The sequence below is a fragment of the Brevibacterium sp. ZH18 genome (genome assembly GCF_022748595.1).
Taxonomy (GTDB): Bacteria; Actinomycetota; Actinomycetes; order Actinomycetales; family Brevibacteriaceae; genus Brevibacterium.
On the sequence record NZ_JALDSX010000008.1, the window covers coordinates 77,091 to 99,558 of the forward strand.

Sequence of the window (22,468 nt, forward strand, 5' to 3'; positions counted from 1 at the left end):
AAATCAAACCCACCGATACTCGTACTCCGGGCGCCCCGGAGTCCCATGCCGCGGCTGCTTGACCGCCTGTTTGGTCTTGACCAGGTGCTCCAGATACCGGCGCACCGTCACGCGTGAGAGATCCAATGCCGTCGCGACCTCGGTGGCCGACACAGCGGAGTCAGCATCCCGCACGACCCCAGAGATCGCGGCCAGCGTTTCCTCGATGAGGCCCTTCGGCAGTCGTTCCGAGGACACCGAACGCAATGCGCTGAGCGCATTGTCGACAGAGGCCTGAGTCGCCAAGGAGCCAGCACCAGCCCCGGTGAGATTGAGCCGGAACGCCCGCTGGTTCTCCAGCTTCTCGCGGAAGGCGGCGAAGGTGAACGGTTTGATGAGGTACTGCGTGATCCCCGTCGAGATCGCGGACCTGATGACCTGCAGGTGGCGCACTGCGGTGATCGCGATGATGTCGGCCCCGTGACCGCGCGTGTTCATGCGCTTGGCCACGTCGAGACCGTGGGAGTCGGTGAGGTTCATGTCGAGCAGCACGATGTCGACCGGGGTGCCCGCAGCCGCCAGTGCATCATAGCGGGCCAGCGCCTCGTGTCCGCTGAGGCAGATGGCCGCGACGGTGAAGCCGGGGACCTTGCGGACATAGTCCCCGTGCGCCTCGGCGGTCATCGGATCGTCTTCGACGATGAGCACCCGCAGCTCGGCATCATTGCCGGTCATCGTCACCCTCCCCTCCGCGCCCGGAATCGTCTTCCACCACAACATCGACACCCTCACCGAGGTTGTCCTCCGTCAGTGGCAGCGTCACCGTGAAGATCGCTCCCCCATCGGATTCGACGTCCAGTTCCCCACCGAGTCTCGCCACGGCCTGCTTGACGAGAACCAACCCGAATCCGCGTCCTCCGGTCCGCGGTGCCGCCGCCTTGTCGGAGGCGCCGAGGTGGAAGATCGCGTCGATCTCCGTGCTCTCGATGCCCGGACCCGAGTCCGCGATCGTGATGATGAGCTCACCATCGGCGGCCACGAAGTCGGCCCAGACGTGCCTTTCCTCGGACTCCACCGCCGCGTCGAAGGCGTTGTCGAGGAGGTTGCCGGCCACGGTCACAAGATCACGTGCGTCGAGGCTGGCAGGTGGCAGCTCACCCGTGGCGGTGACGGTGAGTTCGATGCCGCGCTCGTTGGCCTGAGCGGCCTTGCCGATCATGAGTGCGGTGATGAAGGGTTCGTCGAGGGAGTCGACGAAGGAATCGGTCAGCCGCTGTGACTCCTGCCGGTCGTGCACCGCGAAGTCCAAGGCCTCCCGCGTGCGCCCCAGCTCTATCAGTGTCGCTACCGTGTGCAGACGGTTCGAATGCTCGTGGGTCTGGGCCCGCAGCGCCTCGGACAGGGTCCGCATCGTCTCGAGCTCACCGGTGAGTTCCTGAATGTCCGTGCGATCGCGCAGGGTCGCCACGGTTCCGCTGGCCCCGTCGCTCTCGCGCCCGTTCCGCAGAAGGCCACCCCGCCGAGGCTGCCCGTCGTCACCGCGCACCGAACCGCCACGATCCGGTTGGCTCGCCTGCTTCTGGTTGACCACCAGCACCCGGTCACGGGTCAGGTGGATCTCGTCGACGGCGTCCCGACCGGAGGACAACAGGGATGACACGGACGAGGGCAGGGCCACCTCGGCGAGGGGAATCGGATCGCGATCATCGGGCTCGGGCAGACCCAGCAGCTCGGCGGCCTCATCGTTGTACAGGACCAACTGCCCGTCATCGTCAACGAGGATGAGGCCCTCGCGCAGCGAATGCAGCGCGGAGTCGTAGAACGCGAACAGGGACTTCAGCTGCTCGGGCCCGTAGCCGAGGGTGACTCGGCGCAGATAGCGGCTGAGGAGCCAGGAGCCGAGCCCGCCCAGGGCGATCGCGGCGAGGCCGACGATGATGATCTGCGGCAGTGCGGCAGCCCGGGCCACCGACAGGGTCTTCAGCGTCACCCCGACCGCGACCATGGCCGTGACCTCGCCGGATGAGTCCGTGACGGGCACGATCGCGCGTACGGACTCCCCCAGCGTGCCCTCATACTCCTCGACCTGGCTCTCACCGGACAGGGCCTGGTCGATGCTGCCGATATAGTGCTTGCCCAGCTGCTGAGGATCCGGGTGCGTGTAGCGGGTGCGGTCGCGGTCCATAATCGTCACGAAGTCGACATCGGCAGTGGAGATCACGGTCAGCGCATAGGGCTGCAGCTTCGCCGAGGCATCAGAACCCGAGCCCTCGACGGATTCGATGACGAAGGGGTCATGGGCCAGGGTCTCGGCGATGGAGAGCACCCGCTCCGCCGTCGACGCCCGGGCGGAGGCCAGCGTCGAGACGTAGCTGGTGATGGACAGTGCCGTGCAGACGATGACGATGAGCGCCAGCTGCATGAAGAAGAGCCGCCGGGCCAAGGTACCGCTGCGCCGCCGGTGCCGGGTACGGACTCGCGGCCCGGATGCATTCACTCTCCAACTGCTCCTTCGACGATGTCGTCGATGTCGTCGATGTCGTCGATGACTACTGCGACGCCTACTTCTTGTTCTTCTTGGTCTTCTTTTTCTTGTCTCCGGTCGTGAACATCAGGGCCAGCCCGATTGCGGCCAGCCAGGTGTCCTTGGCCACGGCAGTGCCGTCCTCGGAGGGGCGGATGCCGTCGTCCTTAGTCATGGAGTCGATGGCGAAGTAGTTCGCGACGAGTCCGGAGGCGAACGTCGTCAGCGCGGCTCCGGCGATGCGGGTGGGCACGAAGGGCAGCAGCAGTGCGGCACCGACGGCGATCTCACCGTAGGACAAGAACTTCCCGAACTGGGCGGGAGTCATCTCTTCAACGAACGGGACACCATTGGCAGCCATCTGCTGCAGGCCGGCGGCGGATTCCTCATCGAGGCCGAGTTTGCCGATGCCGGAGTTGAGGATGAACGCACCGGGAACGGCGCGCAGAAGTGCTGTATCGAGTCTCATGAGCATTCCCTTCGTTTCGTGATGTCGTACAGCCCCACAATAGTCGACGATGTGATCGCGGCCATGAACACTATGAACGCAACCGAGACAGCCGTCACAGTCTCTGGAATGCTCATGGAGAAATTCTTCGCGGCCCGATGTCGCGAGCACCACCACTCAAGGAGGAGACATGGCAACGTTGCCATCAGACAACACCGTAGCCGAGGCGGATCCCACCCCGCCCCAGCGCAAGAAGGACCGTACGCACTGGCTCTACATCATGGTCATCATCGCCGTGTTCGCCGGTGCCGCCATCGGACTCATCGCCCCCGAAGCCGGTAAGGCGCTCGAACCGTTGGGCAAGGCCTTCATCGCACTCATCAAGATGATCATCGCCCCGATCATCTTCTGCACCATCGTCCTCGGCGTCGGCTCCGTGGCCAAGGCGGCCACCGTGGGCAAAGTCGGCGGCATCGCTTTGATCTACTTCCTCATCATGGCCACCTTCGCCCTGGTCATCGGCCTCGTCGTCGGCAACCTCATCCACCCGGGTGAGGGCCTCAAGCTCGAACCCTACGAAGCGGCCGCCGGCGGGGAATCCAACGGAACCGTTGACTTCCTCATGAGCCTCATCCCCGGTGACATCGCGGTCCTGCCGACCCTGGTCCTCGCCCTCCTCGTCGGATTCGCCCTGCAGTCGATGGGCAAGGCCGGCGAACCGGTCCTCAAGGGCATCCGCCACATCCAGGCCGTCGTCTTCAAGCTCATGATGATGATCATGTGGGCCGCCCCCGTCGGTGCCTTCGGTGCGATCGCCGCGGTCGTCGGCAAGACCGGTTGGGCCGCGATCGGTGCGATGGCGACCCTCATGGGCGCCTTCTACCTCACCTGCGCTCTGTTCATCGTCATCGTCTTGGGCTCCATCCTCAAGATCGTCACCGGCCTCAACATCTTCCTGCTGCTGAAGTACCTGGCCCGTGAGTTCCTGCTCATCTTCTCCACCTCGTCCTCGGAGTCGGCTCTGCCGCGCCTGATCGCGAAGATGGAGCATGCCGGAGTCTCGAAGCCCGTCGTGGGCATCACCGTCCCGACCGGGTATTCGTTCAACCTCGACGGCACCGCGATCTACCTGACCATGGCTTCCCTGTTCGTCTCCACCGCGATGGGCATGCCGATGAGCCTGGGCGAGCAGATCTCGCTGCTGGTGTTCATGATCATCGCCTCGAAGGGTGCCGCCGGTGTCTCCGGTGCGGGACTGGCAACGCTGGCAGCAGGCCTGCAGTCACACCGCCCCGAACTCCTCGACGGCATGGGCGTCATCGTCGGCATCGACAAGTTCATGTCCGAGTGCCGTGCTCTGACGAACTTCACCGGCAACGCCGTGGCCACCCTGCTCATCGGCAAGTGGACCCACGAGATCGACATCGACCAGGCACGGGCCGCGCTCAACGGCTCCAGCCCGTTCGATGAGCTCTCACTTGAGCCCGACGCTCACGGCGCCCCGGCTCCCGGAGCTTGGGACGATCAGAGCGAGAAGGCCAAGGTCTCCACCAACGCCTGATCCCCACCTGAGCAAGGCCATCCTCAACGCGGGTGCCGATACTCCCCCAATTTCGGGAGTATCGGCGCCCGCGTTGTTTCATTTCCAATCCCGCCGAGGCGGGCGTAGCGTTTTCGTGGCATCGTTCCCTGTGGGACGGCTTCCCGTCCAGTGACCGACCCGCACGACGCATAAATGAAGATCCGCACAGAGGAGGCAGGACCGTGGGCTCCACCGCCGGCAGCACCATCAACCCCACCGCCTTCCGCGGCACGCTCGGACTGGCGCTGGCCATGGGGATGGGCAGGTTCTTCTACACCCCTGTTCTGCCCCTGATGGTGGCGGCGCTGCACTGGGGTTCGGCGCCGGGGGCATGGATCGCGACCCTGAACTACGTGGGGTATTTCATCGGCTGCCTAGTCGTTGCTCGCGGCTGGGTTGAGCCAGACCGCCTTGTCTACCGGGCCAGCCTGATCGTCTCTACTCTGTGCCTGGTCGCCATTCCGTTGAGCGAGAACCTCATCTGGCAAGGGTCGGTGCGCACCCTTGCGGGGATCGCCTCGGGGCTGATCTTCGTCTGCATCACCCAGCGCATCCCATTCGTGGCCCGCCGGCCACTCGACTCCGGCATTGTCTATGCCGGCGTGGGCACCGGGATCCTCGTCTCCGGGGCCATCGTCCTGGCCGCCAGCAGCTTCATCGATTGGCACGGACTCTGGCTCATCTGCGCGTTCCTCAGCGCTGTCTTCACCGTCATCGCCTGGACCTGGCCCATGCCTGGCCGCGGCGAAACCGACGCCCAATCCGCCGAGGCACCGGCCGGCAGCACGCAAACAGCCACGGTCGAGACTCCTGCCCGACGTCGAGCCATGGCGATCCTGACGACCGGCTACTTCTTCCAAGGTTTCGGCTACATCATCATCGGCACCTACCTGGTGGTGCTGGCCAAACCGGTCTTCGGCCAGAGCGCCGCCGCATCGACATGGGTCGTCGCCGGCATCGCGACGGCTGCCTCACCGTTGATCTGGTCGTACATCGTGGCCCGGATCGGCACCCACCGGGGTCTTGCCGTGTGCTACACGTTGCAGGTCGGCGGGGCGATACTCGCCGTCTTCGGCACCAATCCGGTCTTCCTCTTCATCTCGGCTGCGCTGTTCGGCGGGACCTTCATCGGTGCGGTCATGATGACCATCGGCGAAGGCACGCGCATGGGCATCACCTCGGCGTCGGCGAAGCTGACGACCTGGTACAGCCTCGGCCAGATCGCCGGTCCCGCGCTGGTGGCCGTTGCGTTGAGCGGGACCATCGTCGGCAGCTTCATCGCCGCCGCGATCGCCCTGATCCTCGCCATGGTGCTGAGCCTGATCGGTGTGCTGGTCGGCCACAGCGAACAATAGCGCCGAGGCGGCCCCAGTCCTCCGTGAACCGTCGCATCACTCGTTGGCTGCGAAGTCCTCCCGCAGCTTGTGCTTCTGCAGTTTGCCCGAGGCGTTGCGCGGCAGCTCGGCGACGACTTCGAGCCGAGTCGGCTTCTTGAACGAGGCGATCCGGTCGGTGAGGAAGTCGCGGATTTCCTCAAGCACCGGCGGATCGGCAGGGTCGGACGAGACGACGAACACCACCGGGGTCTCGACCCATTTTGGATGCGGCATGCCGATGACGCTGGCATCGGCAACCTTGGGATGCGCGGCCACAGCATGTTCGACCTCGACAGAGGAGATGTTCTCTCCGCCGGAGATGATGATGTCCTTGGCCCGGTCGACGACGAAGACGAACCCCTCCTCGTCTTCGCGCACGAGGTCCCCGGAGTGAAACCAGCCACCGTCCGTAGCCTGCGCGGTCTGCTCGGGCTTGTTCCAATACTCCTTCATCAGCCCGGGGCCCCGGTAGACGATCTCGCCCGTCTCCCCCGGCCTCACATCCTCGCCGAGCGGGTCGACGATTCGCGCCGCGACCAACCCGATGGGACGCCCGACGGACCCCATCTTCCGCACAGAGTCCTCGCCAGGCAGGGAGCAGGTCGTCGGTGACATCTCGGTCTGCCCGAAGGCTGCGCTGATGTGAGCATCGGGGAAGGTGTCTGCCATGAGCTGGAGGGTCTCCCGGCTCGCCGGCGAAGCACCCCAGGATAGCCCCTTGAGCTTGAGGTCTCGCTCGCGCACACCTGGTGTCGAGCACAGGGCCTGCCACAGGGTGGGCACGAGAAAGAGGTTGGTTACCCGTTCGGTCTCGAGCAGATCGGCGAGCGACTCCATCGACGCCAGCGCCTTCGGTGGTGCGATGACGACCTTGACCCCATTGAGGAAGCAGGGGTACAGGAATGCGAGGCCGGCGATGTGGAAGAGCGGGACGACGACCATGTTGCAGTCGGACGGAGCTCCCGGCGGCGCCGTCCGTGTCGTGTTCAGTGCTTGGGAGATCATGTTCATGTGCGTGAGCAGCACACCCTTCGGCGCCGAGGTGGTGCCTGAGGTGTAGATGATGAACGCATCGTTGGTCTCTGCGACGTCGACGGCCTCCGGTTGGGCCCCGGATTCCGCGATCGCCTGGAACTCCTCGCCAAAGCAGATGACGGAGACCTCGCTGGCGATCCCGCTGCGCTCGCGCACGGCCGCGCCCAGGTCGTCGACGAAGCCGAAAACTGCGCCGGAATCGGCGGCAAAGTAGTCGAGCTCGGCGGGAACGGAGCGACTGTTGAGCGGGCAGGCGATTGCACCGACAGTGTTGATCGCCAGCAACGCGATGACGTACTCGACGCTGTTGAGGGAGAGGATGAAGACCCGGTCTCCGACGTTCACTCCACGGCTCTGCAGCTCGGCGGAAACGGCTCTCACTTGGTTGCGTACATCTCGCCAGGTCAGTCGCCGTTCCTCACCGACGAGCGCATCCTGATCGCCGCGGGAGATCGCGTGCAGTTCGAGAATGCTCATCCAGTGCAGTCGTCTGCTCGCAGCCAACTCTTCTTCCGGGGTCATCATTGACCGCCCTTCTTCGAACGATTGATCAGTTCCTGATGCTGCTGTCAGCGTAGCGCACCATCGTGATGCCGGTCACAGTCAAAATCACTGGTCGTTGACGTTGCTCATGCAGGAGCGTGACTACGATGATGAGACGGAGAAGAACCATGGCGCAGAGGAAGATGAGCGACAATGGCGAAGCTGAAGAAGATGGTCTCTGCTCTCGGGTCGCTCAAGGATCTGGGCAGTGCTCGGGCGGAATTCGACGATCCTGCTCGCACGCTGCCCGCCGATGAGATCTTTCCGCCCGACGACATCCGTCCGGCTGCCACCGATGCGCGCACATTGCTGCTGCGCATCACTCACGCTTCAGTTGATCACCCGACATCCAGTCAGGGCGATACGTTCGCGCTCGTCCATGTTCCGGCCGCGCATGACTTCGCAGCCATTGTCACGCTCAACCCCTCGACGCAGATCGAATCAGGTCAGACGTTCGCCACTTTGGCCGATGAGGGCGGATGGCCCGTCATCGTGGCCATCGTCGAGGAGTTCCTGGGCGTCAGGGTCGATCATGTGGCCGAGCTGGAATCGGCCGCTCTCGGCGGAGTCATTGACGAGCTGGGCGCGTTGCCGGTCTACAGCCGTGCCGCCTTCAGCGCCAGCGGGGTCGACTTCGTCGAAGGCACCAACCGTCTCACCGGCGCAACGGCACCGGTCTTCACGACGGCGGACCCGGTCGACGATGCCGGGCAGACGCGGACCCGCAACCAGCGTGCGGCCCTGCGTGCACTAGTGCAAGGGCTCAAGGCAGGCGGTTTGGGCAAGGACCCGAACAAGGCGGCAACGGTGTTCGGGCACTTCGCCTCCGGCATCCACCATGATGCGGCGCTGACTACAATCGAGCTGGGCAAGATCGCGAACAACCTGCGCCACCTGCAGAAGGACGACATCGCAGTCGTCACGGCTCCGACGAATTCGCGGCGGGAGGACGACGGCACCGTCATCGTCGACTTCGATCCCGAGGCGTTGCCAGCCCTCAAGAATGCCCTGGCCGGCAACGATCTACCCGACTTCTTCCGTTACCTTGTGTCGCTGGGATACTGACTCCCCCGCTACTACTTCCGCATGATGAAGACCGTGACTGAGCTTCCCGCGAGGTCGATCCTCAACTTTCCATCCCCCGCCCCGTCACTTGGCACAGCCGACGCACTCGCGGCGGCCGGTTCCTTCCCGCTGAAGGGAACATCAGCCGGCAGCGGGTTCGCGGGGACGACCTGAGTGGCGCTCTTGACATCATTCGAGGTCCCGAACACCTGCGTCGCTTTGTCGACCTCAAATCCCGAAGGCATCGACAGCGTCACTGGGTTGCCGCCGACTTTCGCAGCGTCGTTCGCATTGATCACCGTCGTCACCAAGGTGCGGCCGTCGTTCTTGACCACGGTGTAGGCGCTCATGTTCCCGCCACCCTTGACCGTGGATTTCGTGAAATGCCCGCCGACACTCGGCACCAGCAGCCGCAACCCGAGCATGTTCGGCCTCACTTGAAATGAGTTCGATTGATCCCCGCGATCGGCCGGATCGCAGATGAGCGACATCGGTGCTCCGCCTTTGCAGGCACCGAGCATCGAGTGCATCGCCATGCGTTCGACCCCGAGGGTCGCCGCATAGAGCGTGTAATCGGCGGCCCACAGCGCCGAGGCGTTCGTCAGTGACGTGTCATTCGTCCCCGGGCAGCTCGTCGGCCCGGTCTCCTCGAGCCACAGCGGCAAATCCGCAGCGTCAGCCTTCGATTTTCCGATGCCGAGGTTCTTCTTCGCCGCCTCTTTCGCCAGGGGAACGATGAGGTTCGCGGCCTGCGGGCCGCGACCGGGCACCTTGGTGGAGTCGCATTCGTAGAGCTGGTACCAATGCTGCGCAAGCGCGGTCTTGTTCTTGACTCCAGAATCCAAGAAAGCCGTCATCCACGCCCCGTCGTAGACATCGGGACCGATGATCGGCGCCTCGGGCCGTTTCGCATGGATCGCCTTGGCATACGCCTCGAGCTGACCCACGTACTTGTCTTCGTTCCAGCCGTCCTCCCGGACAGCACCGTCAGGAACATCGTCGACGGTATAGCCATTGGGTTCATTCCCGATCCCCAGACCGATGAGTGAATCGCCGAGGATGTCGACCGCGTGCGCGGCCATGTCGGCTCCCCGCTCCGGATCGTAAGTGCCGAGGGGAACGCCGAGGGTGACCGTCGACCCGGTGACATCGACGAGCTTCTTCAGTCTCTTGAGATCATCAGGAGTGACCGTGGTCTTCTCACCGTGCTTCGGCTTCTCGCCCTTGGACGTCCAGAACGTCCTCCGGTCGAGGGCATTGCCGGCGAACCGCAGCGCCGGAGACCCGAGCGCTCTCAGTTGCTCGTCGAGATTCGACTTCGCCGGGTCGAGCCGTGGGTCGGCAAGGTCGGTGGCTTCGAAGGAGACTCCGATGTTGTCGGACCTGAAGCTCGGTCCCGTCTGTTCAGCGGTCGCGGTGATCGATGCGGCATCGCCCGAGGCGCTGTCAACATTCGCCTGCTCGAATTCGGTCGGCGTAGGGCTCGGCTCCGGGGACTGGCTCGAGGACGACGAACCGTCCGAATCGAACCACGAACATCCCGACAGCACGAGGGCGAGCGCCACCACGCCGCCCTGGACACTCCTTCTGAGGTTCACTCCGATAACTCTGCCCTGTCCCCGCGGAATCAACAACTTCCACACTCCCTTTCGAGACACCCCCGCCGCACCAACCCGCGACGCCACCCCACCCCACCACGTCGGAGCCGAGTGTCCGAATCCCCACCCGCCGAGGCACCCGACCCGCAGCCATGGCATCGTAGTGCTGGAGATCACGCCACCTGAGCCCACCCGAGAAGAGGAATCGCCATGCCCGACAGCATCGCCAGGCCCTCCCTCACCCCCGTCCGCGGGGCGCTCGGCCTCTCGGTGGCGATGGGCATGGGCCGGTTCTTCTACACCCCGGCCCTGCCGCTCATGGTCGCCGCCCTCCACTGGAGCTCGGCGCCCGGCGCATGGATCGCGACGCTGAACTACGTCGGCTACTTCATCGGCACCCTCGTCATCGCCCAAGGCTGGGTCGAACCCAACCGCTTCGTCTACCGCCTCAGCCTCATCGTCTCCACACTCGGCCTCGCCGCGGTCGCCCTGACCCCGAACCTCATCTGGCAGGGCGGCATCCGCACGATCGGCGGCATCGCCTCGGGGCTGATCTTCGTGTGCGTGACCCAACGGATCCCCGCGAACTCCCGCCGGCCCCGCGACGGCGGCATCTCCTACGGCGGAGTCGGCTTCGGCATCCTCGTCTCCGGAGCCATCGTGCTCGCCGCCGGCAACGTCGCCGACTGGCGGCAGCTGTGGCTCATCTGCGCGGCCGTGTCCGCGATCTTCTCCATCATCGCCTGGACCTGGCCGATCCCCGCCCGAATTCCACACACTAACCCCGCCGAGGCAGCCGACCCGACCACAACCGACGACCCGACCGAAACCGCCACCGACGATCCCGCCGAGGCGGCCACCCCCTTCGACGCCAATCGCCGCCGAGCCATGGCCGTCCTCTCCACCGGCTACTTCTTCCAAGGCGGCGGCTACATCATCATCGGCACCTACCTCGTCGTCCTGGCCGGTCCCGTCTTCGGAGCAACCGCGGCCGCCTCGACGTGGCTCATCGCCGGGATCGCGACGGCGGCCTCTCCCCTGACGTGGTCAGCGGTCGCAGCCCGTATCGGCACGGTCAAGGCGCTGACGCTCTGCTACTGCCTCCAGGTCTTCGGCGCCCTGCTCGCCGTCTTCGGCTCGACCCCGATCGTGCTGATCATCGCCGCGGCGCTCTTCGGCTTCACATTCATCGGGGTGGTCATGATGACGATCGGCGTCGGCACGCAGATGGGAGTCGCGAACGCCTCAGCGAAGCTGACGTCCTGGTACAGCATCGGTCAGATCGTCGGCCCGGCCATCGTCGCTGCGGCCCTGAGCGAACACATCGCCGCTGCCTTCATCGCCTCGGCGATCGCTTTGGCAATCGCCATGGCGCTGACCTTGGCCGGCGTCCTCACCGGCAACGTCGACCGCTGACGCCGGGCGATCGGGTCGGCTCTCTCACACCGCCGTGGTCCTGCCGATGATCCTCCTGTCAGAGGGGGAGGTATCGCTCGCGGTGTTTACACTGTAATCTTCTCGGCGAGTGTTGTTTATGGTCGGCAGAGTCCGCGGATGAAGCAGCATCTGGAATCGCATCCGCAGGCAGACCAAGAAAGAGACAACTCTCCAACGTCGGCTGCGCGCAGCCTCGGCGTCGATCAGATTCCTCACCGGCTCTCGATCCGGTGATGCCGCACTCACAGTGAAACCGATAAGGAAGTTAAATTATGGCTATTGTTCTGTGGATCCTCGCAGCGCTGCTCGTCATCTCGGGCATCTTCGCAATTCTGCGCAAACAGATTCTGTGGGGCGTCGTCCTCATCGTCGTCGGCTGTCTCGTCGGCCCAGGAGGGGTGAGCATCTTCGCCTGATCTTCTCCCGCCTTCACGTGAGGTGTCATTCCCGATAGGGAGGCCTCGCGTGAAGCCGGGAACGACGGCGACACCTTTCGGTGCACCGCTGAGGAGGACAGGCTCCGACTCCGCTTCGGCAGGAAAGCACCGTCGCTTCACGTCAGTTGACGCAAGTAGCTGCTGAAGCCCCCGTTCACGCGACCGGACAGACGAGCAGACGTGAGCACTCTGCAGTCATCGGTTCTGCGAATGCGGCCGCCCTCCCGCAGCACCGCATCAACGATTGCTTCGTCCTCACCACATTCCAGCGGAGGCACGCCTCCTATGGCTTCGAGCGCGCTGGCGCGCAGCCCCATGTTCGCTCCGAATATGTACGGGTGATTCTCGAGCAGTTCGTGGTTGGCATGCCAAGTTGCGACCAGGTCGGCCGTTGCTGTCTCAGGGCGTGGGGCCACAGTGCCCACCAGGCAATCGACGCCTCTCGCGGCGAGTTCGAGATGGGTGGTGATCCAATGCCCGGGCACTCTGCTGTCGGCGTCTGTGAATGCGACCCACACCCACGCCGAGTCGGAGCCTTCCCCTGTTGTGGATTTCTCGGTTCGCATGAAGTGCCTCCATCCGAAGTCGCGGGCTCGACCGACGGACTGAAAAGAGGTCGCGAGGACGAATACGTTGCGATGCCTGGCGGCAAAGTCCTCGACGATGCCCGCCGTGGCATCGGTGCAGGCATCTGCCACGACAACGACTCGAAACCGACAGTTGATGCCTCTCTCGACAGCGTATGAGTGTGATCGCTGCAACGACTCGAGACACCCGAGGATGTCGTCCTCTTCATTGTGGGCCGGAATGATGACACCTAAACGCCTGATCATGCGTGCCTCTCCGACGCGGCTGGGCGAGAGCCCTTGTCGACCGTGATGATGTCAAGACGGTAGCCGCCTTGATACCGGTGTTCGACCCGATGATGAGGCCAGGCGCCCAAGCAGATGCGATGGACTTCATCGGCATCCAGCGGCCAATCGTCGATCTCGCCCCTCCAGTGGCAGAGCACCAGGATGAAACGAACCGTTGTCGAGCCATCGATCTTCTCCAAGGTTTCGAGAAGCTGAGAACGACTGAGGTAGAAGCCGGTCTCCGACAGCACGACGCAGTCGAAAGTGCCCTGAGGCCATTCGAAGGGGACGGTGGCGTGGACGAAGTGGATTTCCGCCGACGGGATCGTCCCTCGCCGTCTGGCGATTCGCAACGCCTCTTCACTGGCATCGACTGCCGTCACCTGCGCGCCGATACCGGCGAGATCATGAGTCAAAGCGCCTACCGAGCAGCCGATCTCAAGGATATGAGCGTACGGAACCGCAGGCAGATGGGTGAGGAGATTCCTGCGTTTGGCGATCTCATATTCGGAACTCCACACCTGCCAGGGGTCGCACCGTCGGACGTGGACTTCGTCGAAGACCGCAGAAGCCGCACTGGCGTCGTGGAGCTTCGCTGAGCCGTCGCCACCGGGCACCGGAGCCGCACCGTCGCGGAAGTCCGAGACCGCGAAGATGTCTCCACCACGACGGAAGTGTTCGAGATGAGCGGGGCTGAGGATTGCTTCGTCTCCGGGCTGATCGGATAGCGCTGACACCTGCGACGGATACCCGTCGAACACTGCCTGTCTGTCGAAGTTCGCCGGATCGGACAGAAACGACCAGCTGCGCCAAGCCTCATCGGCAGGGACTGCCCAATGCCAGTACCAGATCGGGTACTCGAGCACCATCGTGTGATGCTCACGCCCCAACTGCAGGGCCGCTGCACCGATCGCCTCATGATCACTATGTCCGTCCCGACTGTAAGGTGAGACGAGCACCACGGGTCCCCGGTGCTGGTCCACTTCGGCCCCGATCTCGTAGACGATCCTCTGGCTGAATGCGCTCAGCTGCCCATCAGGCAACCCCACGAAGCGGCGAGACAGACAACCATGGTCGAACAGATCCAGTGCCGCATTGAACTCGCGCAGACGAATCTCTCTGAGTTTCTTCGTCGAGTGGGTGGGAGAACCCGGATGGGATTGTTCCCCTGCGGTGAAGAGCTGCACGACGACTCGGTGAGCGGACCGACGCAGGCGAGCCAGCAGGCCAGCAGCTCCAAGGGCTTCATCGTCCGGATGTGCGGCAAGGATGATGAACGTGGCCCCAGCGGGCATGGCCTCGACCCGGAGCGCGGGAAGACCCTGGACGCCGGCTTCCCGCCAAGAGCTCTCGCGCGTGCCGGGGTCTCGATGGTCAAAACCCATCATGGTCGTCCCTCGTGCGAAGTTCCGTGCCCAGAGCGGCTTCATCGCGGGGACCGTGGTGCTGACTGATGTAGACGGTGAGATCAGCGTCGGCTTTGGCGAAGCGAGCGTCACCTGTCAGCGCTGCCGGTCCCGCGATTTCGCGACTCAGGTGCTGGATCCTGCGAACTCCTGAGCAGATGATATTGCGCACCGTCAGGGCCAGAGTCCAGGCACGTGCGCGGGAATACTCGTCACACCCGTCGGCTGCGGCCGCTGCCTGCGCGAGGACGCTGCGAATCGAGAAGATCTCAGCCTCGAGCTGACCGATGAGCATCTGACCGACTGAGGATGGGTTGGAGCGCTTGCTGTGTCGTCGCACGGCGTTTCTTGCCAGTCCCACGGCTGCGCCGAACCAGCACGCTGCCACTCGGATGCCTCCCCATGCGAATGCAGTTCGCTCCAGATACCAGTTCGGCGATCCGAGGACGGCGACGGGTGCTTTCGTGAACGCGACACTTCCGCTCGGGATCTCTTGCAGCCCTACGCTCGGCCAGGCAGTCGGCTGGACCTGCACTCGGGGGTCCCTGAGGTCCACGGTACAGGCGTACGATCCCCCGTCGCTGCCGGCGATGACGATCGCGTGCGTGAGCTCGGCGGCCAAGGAACACCAAGCTTTCTCCCCATCGATTACGGTCTGTTCGCCATCTGTACACACGGTGAGGACGTGAGCTGGAGACTCGGCGGCGTAGACGCCCCAGGTCGAGCCATCAGGTGCGTCGTGTCCGGCTTCGGCAAGGATGCCCAGCGCATCCACATGGGGTTCGAGCATCCGAGCGACAGCGACATCGATGGCCGCCACCTCGATCAGCGACTCCCACTGCCGCATGCGAGACGAGGTCCCGGTGAGTTCGAGAAATCGACCTATGGCGAGAACCTTGTTAGCGGTCTGCGCAGTGCTGGTGACCAGCTTCCTGAGATCATCCTGGCAGGAAGGTTCGTTGCGCCAGGAGGCCAGAGGCATTGAAATCATCCCGGTGACATCTAAACGATGCTGCGTGTTCATGTCATTTCTTTCTGGAGTCGCTGGACGTGTCCTCATCAGCCATCAGGAGTTCTGGCTGACATCATCGGTGTCCGGGTCGTTGTCGGTGTATACCCGCTGTCGCATCCGCTGTCCGTGAGTCAGTCGCTTCACATCTAGGTCTGAGTCGAAGCTCGCACCGATACCGCCGGCGACGACGCCCATCGCTGCACTCAACCAGGCGAGATCGAGATAGTTCGCCACCGTCGCCTCCTGCCGGATCTGGGCCGTCATGAACTCGGGATCGATGACGATGAGTCCACCCAGCAGAATGAGGCCCACCAGTCCAGCGTAGAGCGCGAACACCGTGATCAGCAGCGTCAGGACGGTGGAGAGGTTGTAGTACATCACTACCGTGGCCAGGCTATCGCTGCGTGGCTCGTCCCAGAGTTTGTGGTTGACGATCAGCCAGGAGACCATGACCAGAATGGCTGTTGCACCGATCGACAGCAGCCGCGCGGTGGACAGATAGGTCGACATCTGCCAGATCGAGCTGTAGAAGATGCCGAAAGCTCCTGTGGCCGACGCCGCCGCGAGCGCTCCGGAGAGCTTCGGGACGGTGCGCCACGGGTCGTTGGCCATCGTCATTCCCAGCACCAGACGTGCGCCTCCAGTGAAGGTGTGGGCGTGCAGCGATTGGTGCTGCGTGTCTTCGTTCCTCGACCAGTTCGACCAGCGCAGCAGGAATCGTCGGGTCGCCTCTTCGGGATCCCACGGCACCAACTTGTTGACCGAACTCATCAGCACTTTGATGATGCGGCGCTTGGTCGACCATGCGCCAAGAGTGGGACAGGACACGATAGCTAAGTTGCTGTCGGAATGGACCTCGGCGATCAGCGGGTCGCCCTGAGTATGGCGCGGGATCTCGGTGAGGATCAGAACGATGTTGACGTCCGGGTAGTCGGCCCGAAGGTCCTCGACAGCGCTGAGGTCGAGTTCGCTTTCCGGTGTCAAGCGGATGGTGTCAGTCGCCGTGTACAGGGTCGTTGTGACCCCATACGCGTCTTGCAGAAGCCTTTCGAGTCGTTGATGAATAGCGGCGGCTCGGCGGCTGGGCAGGCCCGGGTCGGCCACGAGAAGGACCTGGAGGGCCTCTGAAGAGGTGTCGAGCATATTGATCCTTCTCAGCTCAGTGAGCTGTCTGAGTGTATGGCTAATTGGTTGGTGAGAGGCGGATGCGTTCGATGAGTTCGTCGAGGGCATCGTCGAACTGGCGTTGGCGATGATCTTCGCTGAGCAGGTCACTCAGCTCGTTCACGGTGGGATACTCCGATAAGTCGGAGTCGTCATCGGACCTCTCGTGATCGTCTTGGTCGGTGATGGCGAAATTCGTGGAATGGACTTGCAGGAGCAGATCCCCGATGAGGAAGCTGGTGAACGATTTGTAGGCACCGACCGCGGCCGCATCGGAGAACTCGAATTGCTGCAGCGTGGAAAGGAACTCTTCGACCCAGCGCAGGCTGCGCAACGGAGGGCGCAGCCACGGAGCTTGGGACGGTTGAGTAGCAATCAGAGGAAAGATCCCGGGATGATCGAGCGCCAGTTCTTTCGTCGTATTTGCCACCCGCTGGAGATAGTCCTCCCACGACGACGGCGTCTGCCTCATCAGCCGGTTATCGAATAGACTGTCGATGAGAGCTTCGACCATCGCTTCGAGAAGGTCTTCGCGTCCGGAAACATGCCTATACAACGCCATGGCTTCGACCCCGAGGGACTGCCCGAGACGTCGCATTGTCAGCGCATCGAGCCCGTGTACGTCGACGAATGTGATCGCCGCTCGCACGATGTCGTTTCTGGTCAGACGGTTCTGGGCCATGGGATTCTCCCTGCCCGGATTGACGAAGGTTGAACCTGCTCGCTCATCTTGCGTGTCACACAGGCGAACACATCCTCTCAAGTCCCTGACGCGATTAGTGTGTAAACATTTTTGGGTTGCGCCCTCTAGGCTACATCGACTACGCCACCAGGAGAACCCCCTTGAAAGTTCGGCTTCGACCCCTCGGTCAGACGCATGGCTTCTGTTAGCGTGATTACGTCGTAAACATGAAAGGAGTCGACATAAACCCGCAGTCAAAGAATTCCAGGACGATACCGAGCTGATGGGTGAAGTGAAGCGCCAGGCGGCAGCGGGCATCGCCAAAGATGACCTCTTCGTCATCTCACATGACGATGACCGCACCGACCGCGTCGCAGGCAGTGTCAATGCCAACGAACCCGACGATCTCAGCAATCCCGTAGGCACGCGGTATGACAAGAAGGGCGACGAGCTGCGCGCGATCTTCGAGGAGTTCGGCTTCACGTCGAACGAGTCCGACGACCTCGAAGAGAAGCTCGACCACGGCAAGATCCTGCTGCTGATCAACAGCTGACGCACAGGCAGCCGAACACTTCTCAGACAGGATCTCCCTCACCCTGACGACAGGCGCTCAATCGCCGTGGAACCCACCGACTTGGCGAGTCGTGATGTACGGCGGAGACTCGTAGACATGCACGCCCCAATGCTGGACGTCACTGATGCGATGACTCCCCACGAGCGAGGTGTCGTCACTCGGTTTCTGCGTGACCTCAATCATGCGATGGACAAGCGCCCGGAGGATGCCGGCTCATCAACGACGAGCTTCACCGAGATACGCCAGCCGGGGCACGCCTCAGCCGAGACCAGCTGAAGCGCAGCACAGCTTTGAATGCTCGGGCGACCAAAGCCCGTACTCGTCAGCGCGATCATCGCGTTGCTGCTGAACTAGCTCACCGAGCGTTCTGCGGTGAAGACAGGCGTCGGCGTCATTTGCCTTAGAACTTTCTCGGCGCCGGGCGGCGCCTGTCAATGATCGCGTGGAGAAGGGCAATGTATGAGACCGCTCAGCAGCCGGTCACGGCAGGATCTGGTTATTGTCTTTCGGGGAGGAACGTGAGTGCGCCGCTGGTGAGTCGACGATCGACTCGCCAGCGGCGCATAGTCAGCCTGAAGAGCGGACCTCAGGCCCTACCTGTCAGTTCTCGGGACGTCGATTCTCGGCGCTGAGGAACCAGGCCTGCTGCTCGAGACGCGCGATGAAGTCATGGAAGATGTCGGCGGTGGTCGCATCCGCCTCATCAACTTCATCATGCACTTGCCGCATCGTGGCCACGGTAGTCTCGACCGCTCGGACAGCGAGGTCAACCACGTCGCCGGTCAGCACTTCACCTGCCGGGAACTCCGGCAATGCAGTCTGCTCAGCGACCACAGCGGGACGTCCATCAGCGGTGGCGTGGAGTGCGCGCATACGTTCGGCGATTGTGTCGGCACCCTCTCGGGCGATATCGACTACCTCGTCGAGGTTGAGATGAAGGTCCCGGAAGTTTGGGCCCACAACATTCCAGTGCGCCTGTTTGCCGACGAGCTGGAGGGCGATGAAGTCAACGAGAACTGTCTGCATGTTCTTCGCCAACGCCGGCGACGCTGCGAAACCGCGCTCCGCGTTCTCAGTCCGTGTCGTCTCGCTCCCAGCCGGTTGCGGAACTTTCACTGTCTCAGTCATATCTGTTCCTTCCTGATTCTCACGGTCAGTCACGTGGCTCATTTTTCTGAGGCGTGAAGTCTGTTCATATTACCCCGGCTTGGAAACGACAAAGAATCGTCGCGTCGATCATCGAGGCAGGCGCACTGATCAACAACGCAGACTCCCTGGTGAACAACATATCGACGTTCACATTCTAAGCGGGCCATCTGGCCGATATTCCAGGTCGCTGGAACGGCATTGCATGCCTACACATCGGGAATCCTGGCAAGAATGCTCTCGAACTCATTCGCCTTTGCGTAACCACGGTCTCGCAACTCAGCCAATGCGTCGAATCGCTCGAAACCGGCTCGTCGTCAATGACTTCCACGGTTTCACCATTGCCGTCGACGGCTGCGTCGTTCATTCTTACACTGGCACCCACATTGGACGCGGTCGTTTCAGAAACTTCAGGACCGTGTGTGAAGTACTCAGTCACCCGGCCATTCGCCGATGAACTTTGTGAACACGTTTGCCATGCCCCGATCGACCAATGCTTTCACCAGAGCGAAGAGCGCACCCTGCAAAGCGGCTGCCACCAAGATCTCACGTAGCCTGTGCTCAGACTCCAAGGCACCGGGAGCATCGGCGTTGTCACCAGGAGTGGCACGCTTCCAGATCTGTTTGAACACCACCCCAGCCACGGCACCACCGGCGACGCTTCCGATCAGCCCGAACGGACGATACAACAGTTTAGCCGCGGTATTGCCGGTTTTGTCATCGGTCTTGACCATGTCTCACTCTCCTACGAGTCATCATTTCCTGTTAGTCGTTGCGAGTCGGCTGGGCGCTTTCGCCTCGGGTTTTCCTCAGGGCCCGTGCTCGCCGAGCATCTTTGGCGTTCTTCCGCTCTGCCTTATCCAGTGTCGTCGTCTCACGCGGAGGCAGTTGAATATCCTCTTCGGCCCGTATACCGCCCTGAAGCTGACGCCCGCGTTCGATTTCAGCATTGAGCTCAGCCCCCAGCAGCAAGGCAATGTTCGTGATCCACAGCCAGAGCAAGAAGATGATGACCCCTGCCAGGGACCCATACGTCTTCGCGTAATTCGAAAAGTTCGCGATGTAGAACGCAAAAGCCGCCGAGGCCAGCACCCACACGACAATCGCGGAGACCGATCCGAGACTGATCCACTTGACCTTCGGCTGTCGAACATTCGGTGTCGCATGATAGAGCAAAGCGACCAAAGCGATCACGATGATGAGCAGAACGGGCCATTTCGCGATCTGCCACACCAGCAGAGCACCCGAGCCGAACCCGATCGCACCACCAACCGCCTGTGCCACCGGCCCCGAGACCACGAGGATCAACGCTGCGATGACAACCAGAATCACAGCCACCAGGGTGACAAGAAGCATGAGAGGGCGAAGCTTCCAGATCGGGCGACCTTCACCTTTCTCATAGATGCGATTCATCGCCTTGCCGAAGGCAACTACATATCCAGATGCCGACCACAGAGCCACGAGAAGACCAATGACGAATGCCCATCCCGCCGACGAGTTCTGTGCCAACTGCATCAGAGTCGGCCTCAGCGTATCCGCGATGGATGTTCCGCCAAGATCGGTGATGATGCCGGTGACCGTCTCAACCGTCTGCTGACTTTGGCCCACCAGACCCAGGATCGACAGAATCGCCAGAAGAGCCGGAAACAATGCGAGAACCAGATAGTAGGTCAGACCAGCAGCTAACTGCAGGCAGTCATCGCCTAGGAATTCCCGCAGTGTCTTGCCCGCCACGTACTTCCACGTCGGTCCGGTCAGCTTCTGTGGAGTATCAGGTTTGGTCGGATGCTCAGCTGCGACACCGTGCCTCGAATCCTTCGCCTCGTCATAGGATACCGGACCAGTATCATCAGCATCCACACGCTCATCGCGGCTCGATTGCCGGTCAGAGCGTATCGGAGGCCCGGATGCTGACCGTCTTCTGCCGGTCATCGCCGCCACCCCACCGCAACAATGACAGCAGTCAGGGCCAGGCCCGAGGCGATCATCAACGGCGCAAGACTGGCCCAGTCAGGTCGAGACCTCAATGCCAGATGGGTCTCTACCGTTGTGTCCGGCCCGGCTCCGGCAGCCGCGGAGGTGGTCTCATCGTCGTAGGAGAACACAGACTTCACTGCACCGGTGGCTGCTGAGAGCTTCTCAGTCACCTTGTGACCCGCCTCGTCGAGAGTATGGGTCGCGTTGTCTTTGATCTCCTCGATCGTGCGCTCGGCCCGGGCTCTGACGTCGAATTTCTCGACGAGCTGGGCCAGTGTCTGGCCAAGCTGCTCACGGGTACGGGCAATGTCAGCCTCGACCTCGGCTTGGGAGGCGTCCGGACCCGGTCTATCCGACGACGAGGCGGGACCCGCATCAATGGTGTCCGCCATCACGGGCACCCTTCTTCACTGTGTCCACAGAGCGCTTCGCACCCTCGATTGCGCGCTCGGGCACGGGCGTAGTCGCAGTGACTCTAGTCTTCCCGACCAGTACGGCAATCCCTGCGACAGCGAGCAGAAAAACGGTGACAATCAGACCCGCTAACCATGCCGGCACGACGAGAGCGAGGGCGATGATGCCGGTCGCGATTCCCGCACCGAGACCAAATAGGGCGATAATGCCGCCCGCACCGAGCAGGCCCGCACCAACGCCGGCCTGTTTGGCTTTCGCGCTCATCTCGATCTGCGCGAGCTGAATTTCATCACGGACCAGGCGTGTAGCCTGCTCTGACAATTGCGAGACGAGCTCACCAGTGGAGACGGCGCTCGTTGAACTAGGGACATAGTCAGACATCAGGCACCTGCTTTCGAAGGCGAGGGCGGACTGGACCCTCTGTTTCTGAGATAAGAGAATCGACACACACGCTGACCCAGAGGCCGTTCAATACGAAGAGTTGCGGAGGCTGATCGTTGTCGAAGTCTGCTAGGCGTCCGACTCGTGGCGAGGTGCCTGTGTCGGCGCAGCCTCAGGCGAGGTCTCCGCGCTGGTGTCAGTGGGTGAGCTCCCATTGGAATCGCTGCTATGTCGAGCGGCAGCATCTGACGCGGCCTCCCCCACGGACTTGGCTGCGCCTTGCGCGAAGTCGCTGGCCTTGTCGAGAGTATCGGCTAAACCGGCTTGTCCACGCGAACGAGCCTCATCCGCGGCTCCGGCTCCGAACTGCTTCGCTTTCGCGCCCGCCTGTCCGGCGATGTCAGGTGCATGGTCTTTGACCGAGCCAGTCACAGCACCGATGAACCGCTGGAGCTGAGGACTATTCCACATCTCGCGAGTCCTGGCAACGAGGGCGTTGTACTGTTTTCGGCCCGCTCGAGAACCGAGCACGAACCCGACCCCGATGCCAGTCGCTAGGATTAGCTTCTTCTTCATGAAAATCGATCCCCTGACCTTTGTGCGAAGTCAACGTCGTGGGTAATCACCCATTTCAATGTGGTGTAGATTACAGTATAAACACGTTTGGGGCGTGGATGGCAATGTCGTCAGTGCGCGTCATGGCTGGGCCACTTTCATCCCAATGCCCACGCGTAGTCCGGTACTCGGCAATTATCTGCTCTTTAGGCAGTACCTTCTTCTCGGCTGCTGGCAGAGCCTCATAGGTATAGGTGGCCACAGACATAGAAAAATCTG

General features: G+C 62.5%; 22 protein-coding genes and 1 pseudogene. 7 read left to right on the forward strand and 16 right to left on the reverse strand.

The annotated features are described in order from the left end of the window. Positions 1 to 3: 3 nt before the first annotated feature. From MPN20_RS05175 to MPN20_RS05185, 3 genes are all read right to left on the reverse strand, one after another. A complete protein-coding gene (locus MPN20_RS05175; protein ID WP_242780203.1) occupies positions 4 to 714 on the reverse strand; it encodes a response regulator in 711 nt (236 codons plus the stop codon). Further along, positions 701 to 2,476: a sensor histidine kinase gene (locus MPN20_RS05180; protein WP_242780205.1), complete on the reverse strand. Its 1,776-nt coding sequence runs from the start codon at positions 2,474 to 2,476 to the stop codon at positions 701 to 703. The genes MPN20_RS05175 and MPN20_RS05180 overlap by 14 nt, the downstream gene beginning before the upstream one ends. Positions 2,477 to 2,540: 64 nt before the next feature. Next, the gene (locus MPN20_RS05185; protein WP_242780207.1) at positions 2,541 to 2,978 is read right to left on the reverse strand and encodes a hypothetical protein; all 438 of its coding nucleotides are present in this window, start codon (positions 2,976 to 2,978) and stop codon (positions 2,541 to 2,543) included. Positions 2,979 to 3,141: 163 nt separating this feature from the next. On the opposite strand from MPN20_RS05185, the gene MPN20_RS05190 reads away from it, so the two are divergent. After that, positions 3,142 to 4,512 carry a cation:dicarboxylase symporter family transporter gene (locus tag MPN20_RS05190; RefSeq protein WP_242780209.1) on the forward strand — a complete coding sequence of 457 codons (1,371 nt, stop codon included), beginning with the start codon at positions 3,142 to 3,144 and terminating at the stop codon, positions 4,510 to 4,512. 203 nt (positions 4,513 to 4,715) lie between these two features. Then, positions 4,716 to 5,888 (forward strand): YbfB/YjiJ family MFS transporter, encoded by a 1,173-nt coding sequence (locus MPN20_RS05195; protein WP_242780211.1) that lies wholly within the window; start codon positions 4,716 to 4,718, stop codon positions 5,886 to 5,888. Between the two features lie 36 nt (positions 5,889 to 5,924). On the opposite strand, the gene MPN20_RS05200 is transcribed toward MPN20_RS05195, so the two are convergent. Further along, a complete protein-coding gene (locus MPN20_RS05200; RefSeq protein WP_242780213.1) occupies positions 5,925 to 7,469 on the reverse strand; it encodes an AMP-binding protein in 1,545 nt (514 codons plus the stop codon). 171 nt (positions 7,470 to 7,640) lie between these two features. Here MPN20_RS05200 and MPN20_RS05205 point away from each other — a divergent pair, with 171 nt between their 5' ends. Next, positions 7,641 to 8,552 (forward strand): LCP family protein, encoded by a 912-nt coding sequence (locus MPN20_RS05205; RefSeq protein WP_242780214.1) that lies wholly within the window; start codon positions 7,641 to 7,643, stop codon positions 8,550 to 8,552. A gap of 11 nt (positions 8,553 to 8,563) precedes the next feature. On the opposite strand, the gene MPN20_RS05210 is transcribed toward MPN20_RS05205, so the two are convergent. After that, positions 8,564 to 10,150: a hypothetical protein gene (locus MPN20_RS05210; protein WP_242780216.1), complete on the reverse strand. Its 1,587-nt coding sequence runs from the start codon at positions 10,148 to 10,150 to the stop codon at positions 8,564 to 8,566. Between the two features lie 210 nt (positions 10,151 to 10,360). Between MPN20_RS05210 and MPN20_RS05215 the strand changes: the two genes are divergently transcribed. Together MPN20_RS05215 and MPN20_RS05220 are read left to right on the forward strand one after the other, a co-directional pair. Further along, positions 10,361 to 11,566 carry a YbfB/YjiJ family MFS transporter gene (locus MPN20_RS05215; protein ID WP_242780218.1) on the forward strand — a complete coding sequence of 402 codons (1,206 nt, stop codon included), beginning with the start codon at positions 10,361 to 10,363 and terminating at the stop codon, positions 11,564 to 11,566. A 293-nt stretch (positions 11,567 to 11,859) separates the two neighbouring features. Beyond that, the gene (locus tag MPN20_RS05220; RefSeq protein ID WP_167193803.1) at positions 11,860 to 12,003 is read left to right on the forward strand and encodes a GPGG-motif small membrane protein; all 144 of its coding nucleotides are present in this window, start codon (positions 11,860 to 11,862) and stop codon (positions 12,001 to 12,003) included. 137 nt (positions 12,004 to 12,140) lie between these two features. On the opposite strand, the gene MPN20_RS05225 is transcribed toward MPN20_RS05220, so the two are convergent. Genes MPN20_RS05225 through MPN20_RS05245 form a run of 5 tightly spaced genes read right to left on the reverse strand, consistent with a single transcriptional unit; the run spans position 12,141 to position 17,142 of the window. Continuing rightward, entirely contained in the window at positions 12,141 to 12,857 is a 717-nt protein-coding gene (locus tag MPN20_RS05225; RefSeq protein ID WP_242780220.1) for a glycosyltransferase family A protein, read from the reverse strand. Beyond that, entirely contained in the window at positions 12,854 to 14,266 is a 1,413-nt protein-coding gene (locus MPN20_RS05230) for a PIG-L family deacetylase (protein WP_242780222.1), read from the reverse strand. The genes MPN20_RS05225 and MPN20_RS05230 overlap by 4 nt, the downstream gene beginning before the upstream one ends. After that, positions 14,253 to 15,308: a hypothetical protein gene (locus MPN20_RS05235; protein ID WP_242780224.1), complete on the reverse strand. Its 1,056-nt coding sequence runs from the start codon at positions 15,306 to 15,308 to the stop codon at positions 14,253 to 14,255. Before MPN20_RS05235 ends, MPN20_RS05230 begins: the two co-directional genes overlap by 14 nt. Before the next feature lie 42 nt (positions 15,309 to 15,350). Next, positions 15,351 to 16,439, reverse strand: coding sequence for a hypothetical protein (locus MPN20_RS05240; RefSeq protein WP_242780226.1), 1,089 nt, complete (start codon positions 16,437 to 16,439; stop codon positions 15,351 to 15,353). 40 nt (positions 16,440 to 16,479) lie between these two features. After that, positions 16,480 to 17,142 (reverse strand): TetR family transcriptional regulator, encoded by a 663-nt coding sequence (locus MPN20_RS05245; RefSeq protein ID WP_242780228.1) that lies wholly within the window; start codon positions 17,140 to 17,142, stop codon positions 16,480 to 16,482. Between the two features lie 262 nt (positions 17,143 to 17,404). Here MPN20_RS05245 and MPN20_RS05250 point away from each other — a divergent pair. Both MPN20_RS05250 and MPN20_RS05255 read left to right on the forward strand, forming a co-directional pair. Beyond that, positions 17,405 to 17,695 (forward strand): annotated as a pseudogene (locus tag MPN20_RS05250) (general stress protein); the annotation flags it as partial. Between the two features lie 117 nt (positions 17,696 to 17,812). Next, on the forward strand, positions 17,813 to 17,992 hold the full coding sequence (locus tag MPN20_RS05255; protein ID WP_242780232.1) for a hypothetical protein: 180 nt from the start codon (positions 17,813 to 17,815) through the stop codon (positions 17,990 to 17,992). A 324-nt stretch (positions 17,993 to 18,316) separates the two neighbouring features. Here MPN20_RS05255 and MPN20_RS05260 read toward each other — a convergent pair whose 3' ends face one another. The 6 genes from MPN20_RS05260 to MPN20_RS05285 form a co-directional block, all read right to left on the reverse strand. Continuing rightward, positions 18,317 to 18,844 carry a DNA starvation/stationary phase protection protein gene (locus MPN20_RS05260; RefSeq protein WP_167193787.1) on the reverse strand — a complete coding sequence of 176 codons (528 nt, stop codon included), beginning with the start codon at positions 18,842 to 18,844 and terminating at the stop codon, positions 18,317 to 18,319. Positions 18,845 to 19,293: 449 nt separating this feature from the next. Then, positions 19,294 to 19,596 carry a DUF4235 domain-containing protein gene (locus MPN20_RS05265; protein ID WP_242780234.1) on the reverse strand — a complete coding sequence of 101 codons (303 nt, stop codon included), beginning with the start codon at positions 19,594 to 19,596 and terminating at the stop codon, positions 19,294 to 19,296. A gap of 31 nt (positions 19,597 to 19,627) precedes the next feature. Beyond that, positions 19,628 to 20,722, reverse strand: coding sequence for a YihY/virulence factor BrkB family protein (locus MPN20_RS05270; protein WP_242780236.1), 1,095 nt, complete (start codon positions 20,720 to 20,722; stop codon positions 19,628 to 19,630). Between the two features lie 68 nt (positions 20,723 to 20,790). Further along, entirely contained in the window at positions 20,791 to 21,231 is a 441-nt protein-coding gene (locus tag MPN20_RS05275; protein WP_242780238.1) for a DUF3618 domain-containing protein, read from the reverse strand. Next, positions 21,215 to 21,634, reverse strand: coding sequence for a phage holin family protein (locus MPN20_RS05280; protein WP_167193779.1), 420 nt, complete (start codon positions 21,632 to 21,634; stop codon positions 21,215 to 21,217). The genes MPN20_RS05275 and MPN20_RS05280 overlap by 17 nt, the downstream gene beginning before the upstream one ends. A gap of 129 nt (positions 21,635 to 21,763) precedes the next feature. Then, the gene (locus MPN20_RS05285) at positions 21,764 to 22,105 is read right to left on the reverse strand and encodes a hypothetical protein (RefSeq protein WP_242780240.1); all 342 of its coding nucleotides are present in this window, start codon (positions 22,103 to 22,105) and stop codon (positions 21,764 to 21,766) included. Positions 22,106 to 22,468: the final 363 nt, after the last annotated feature.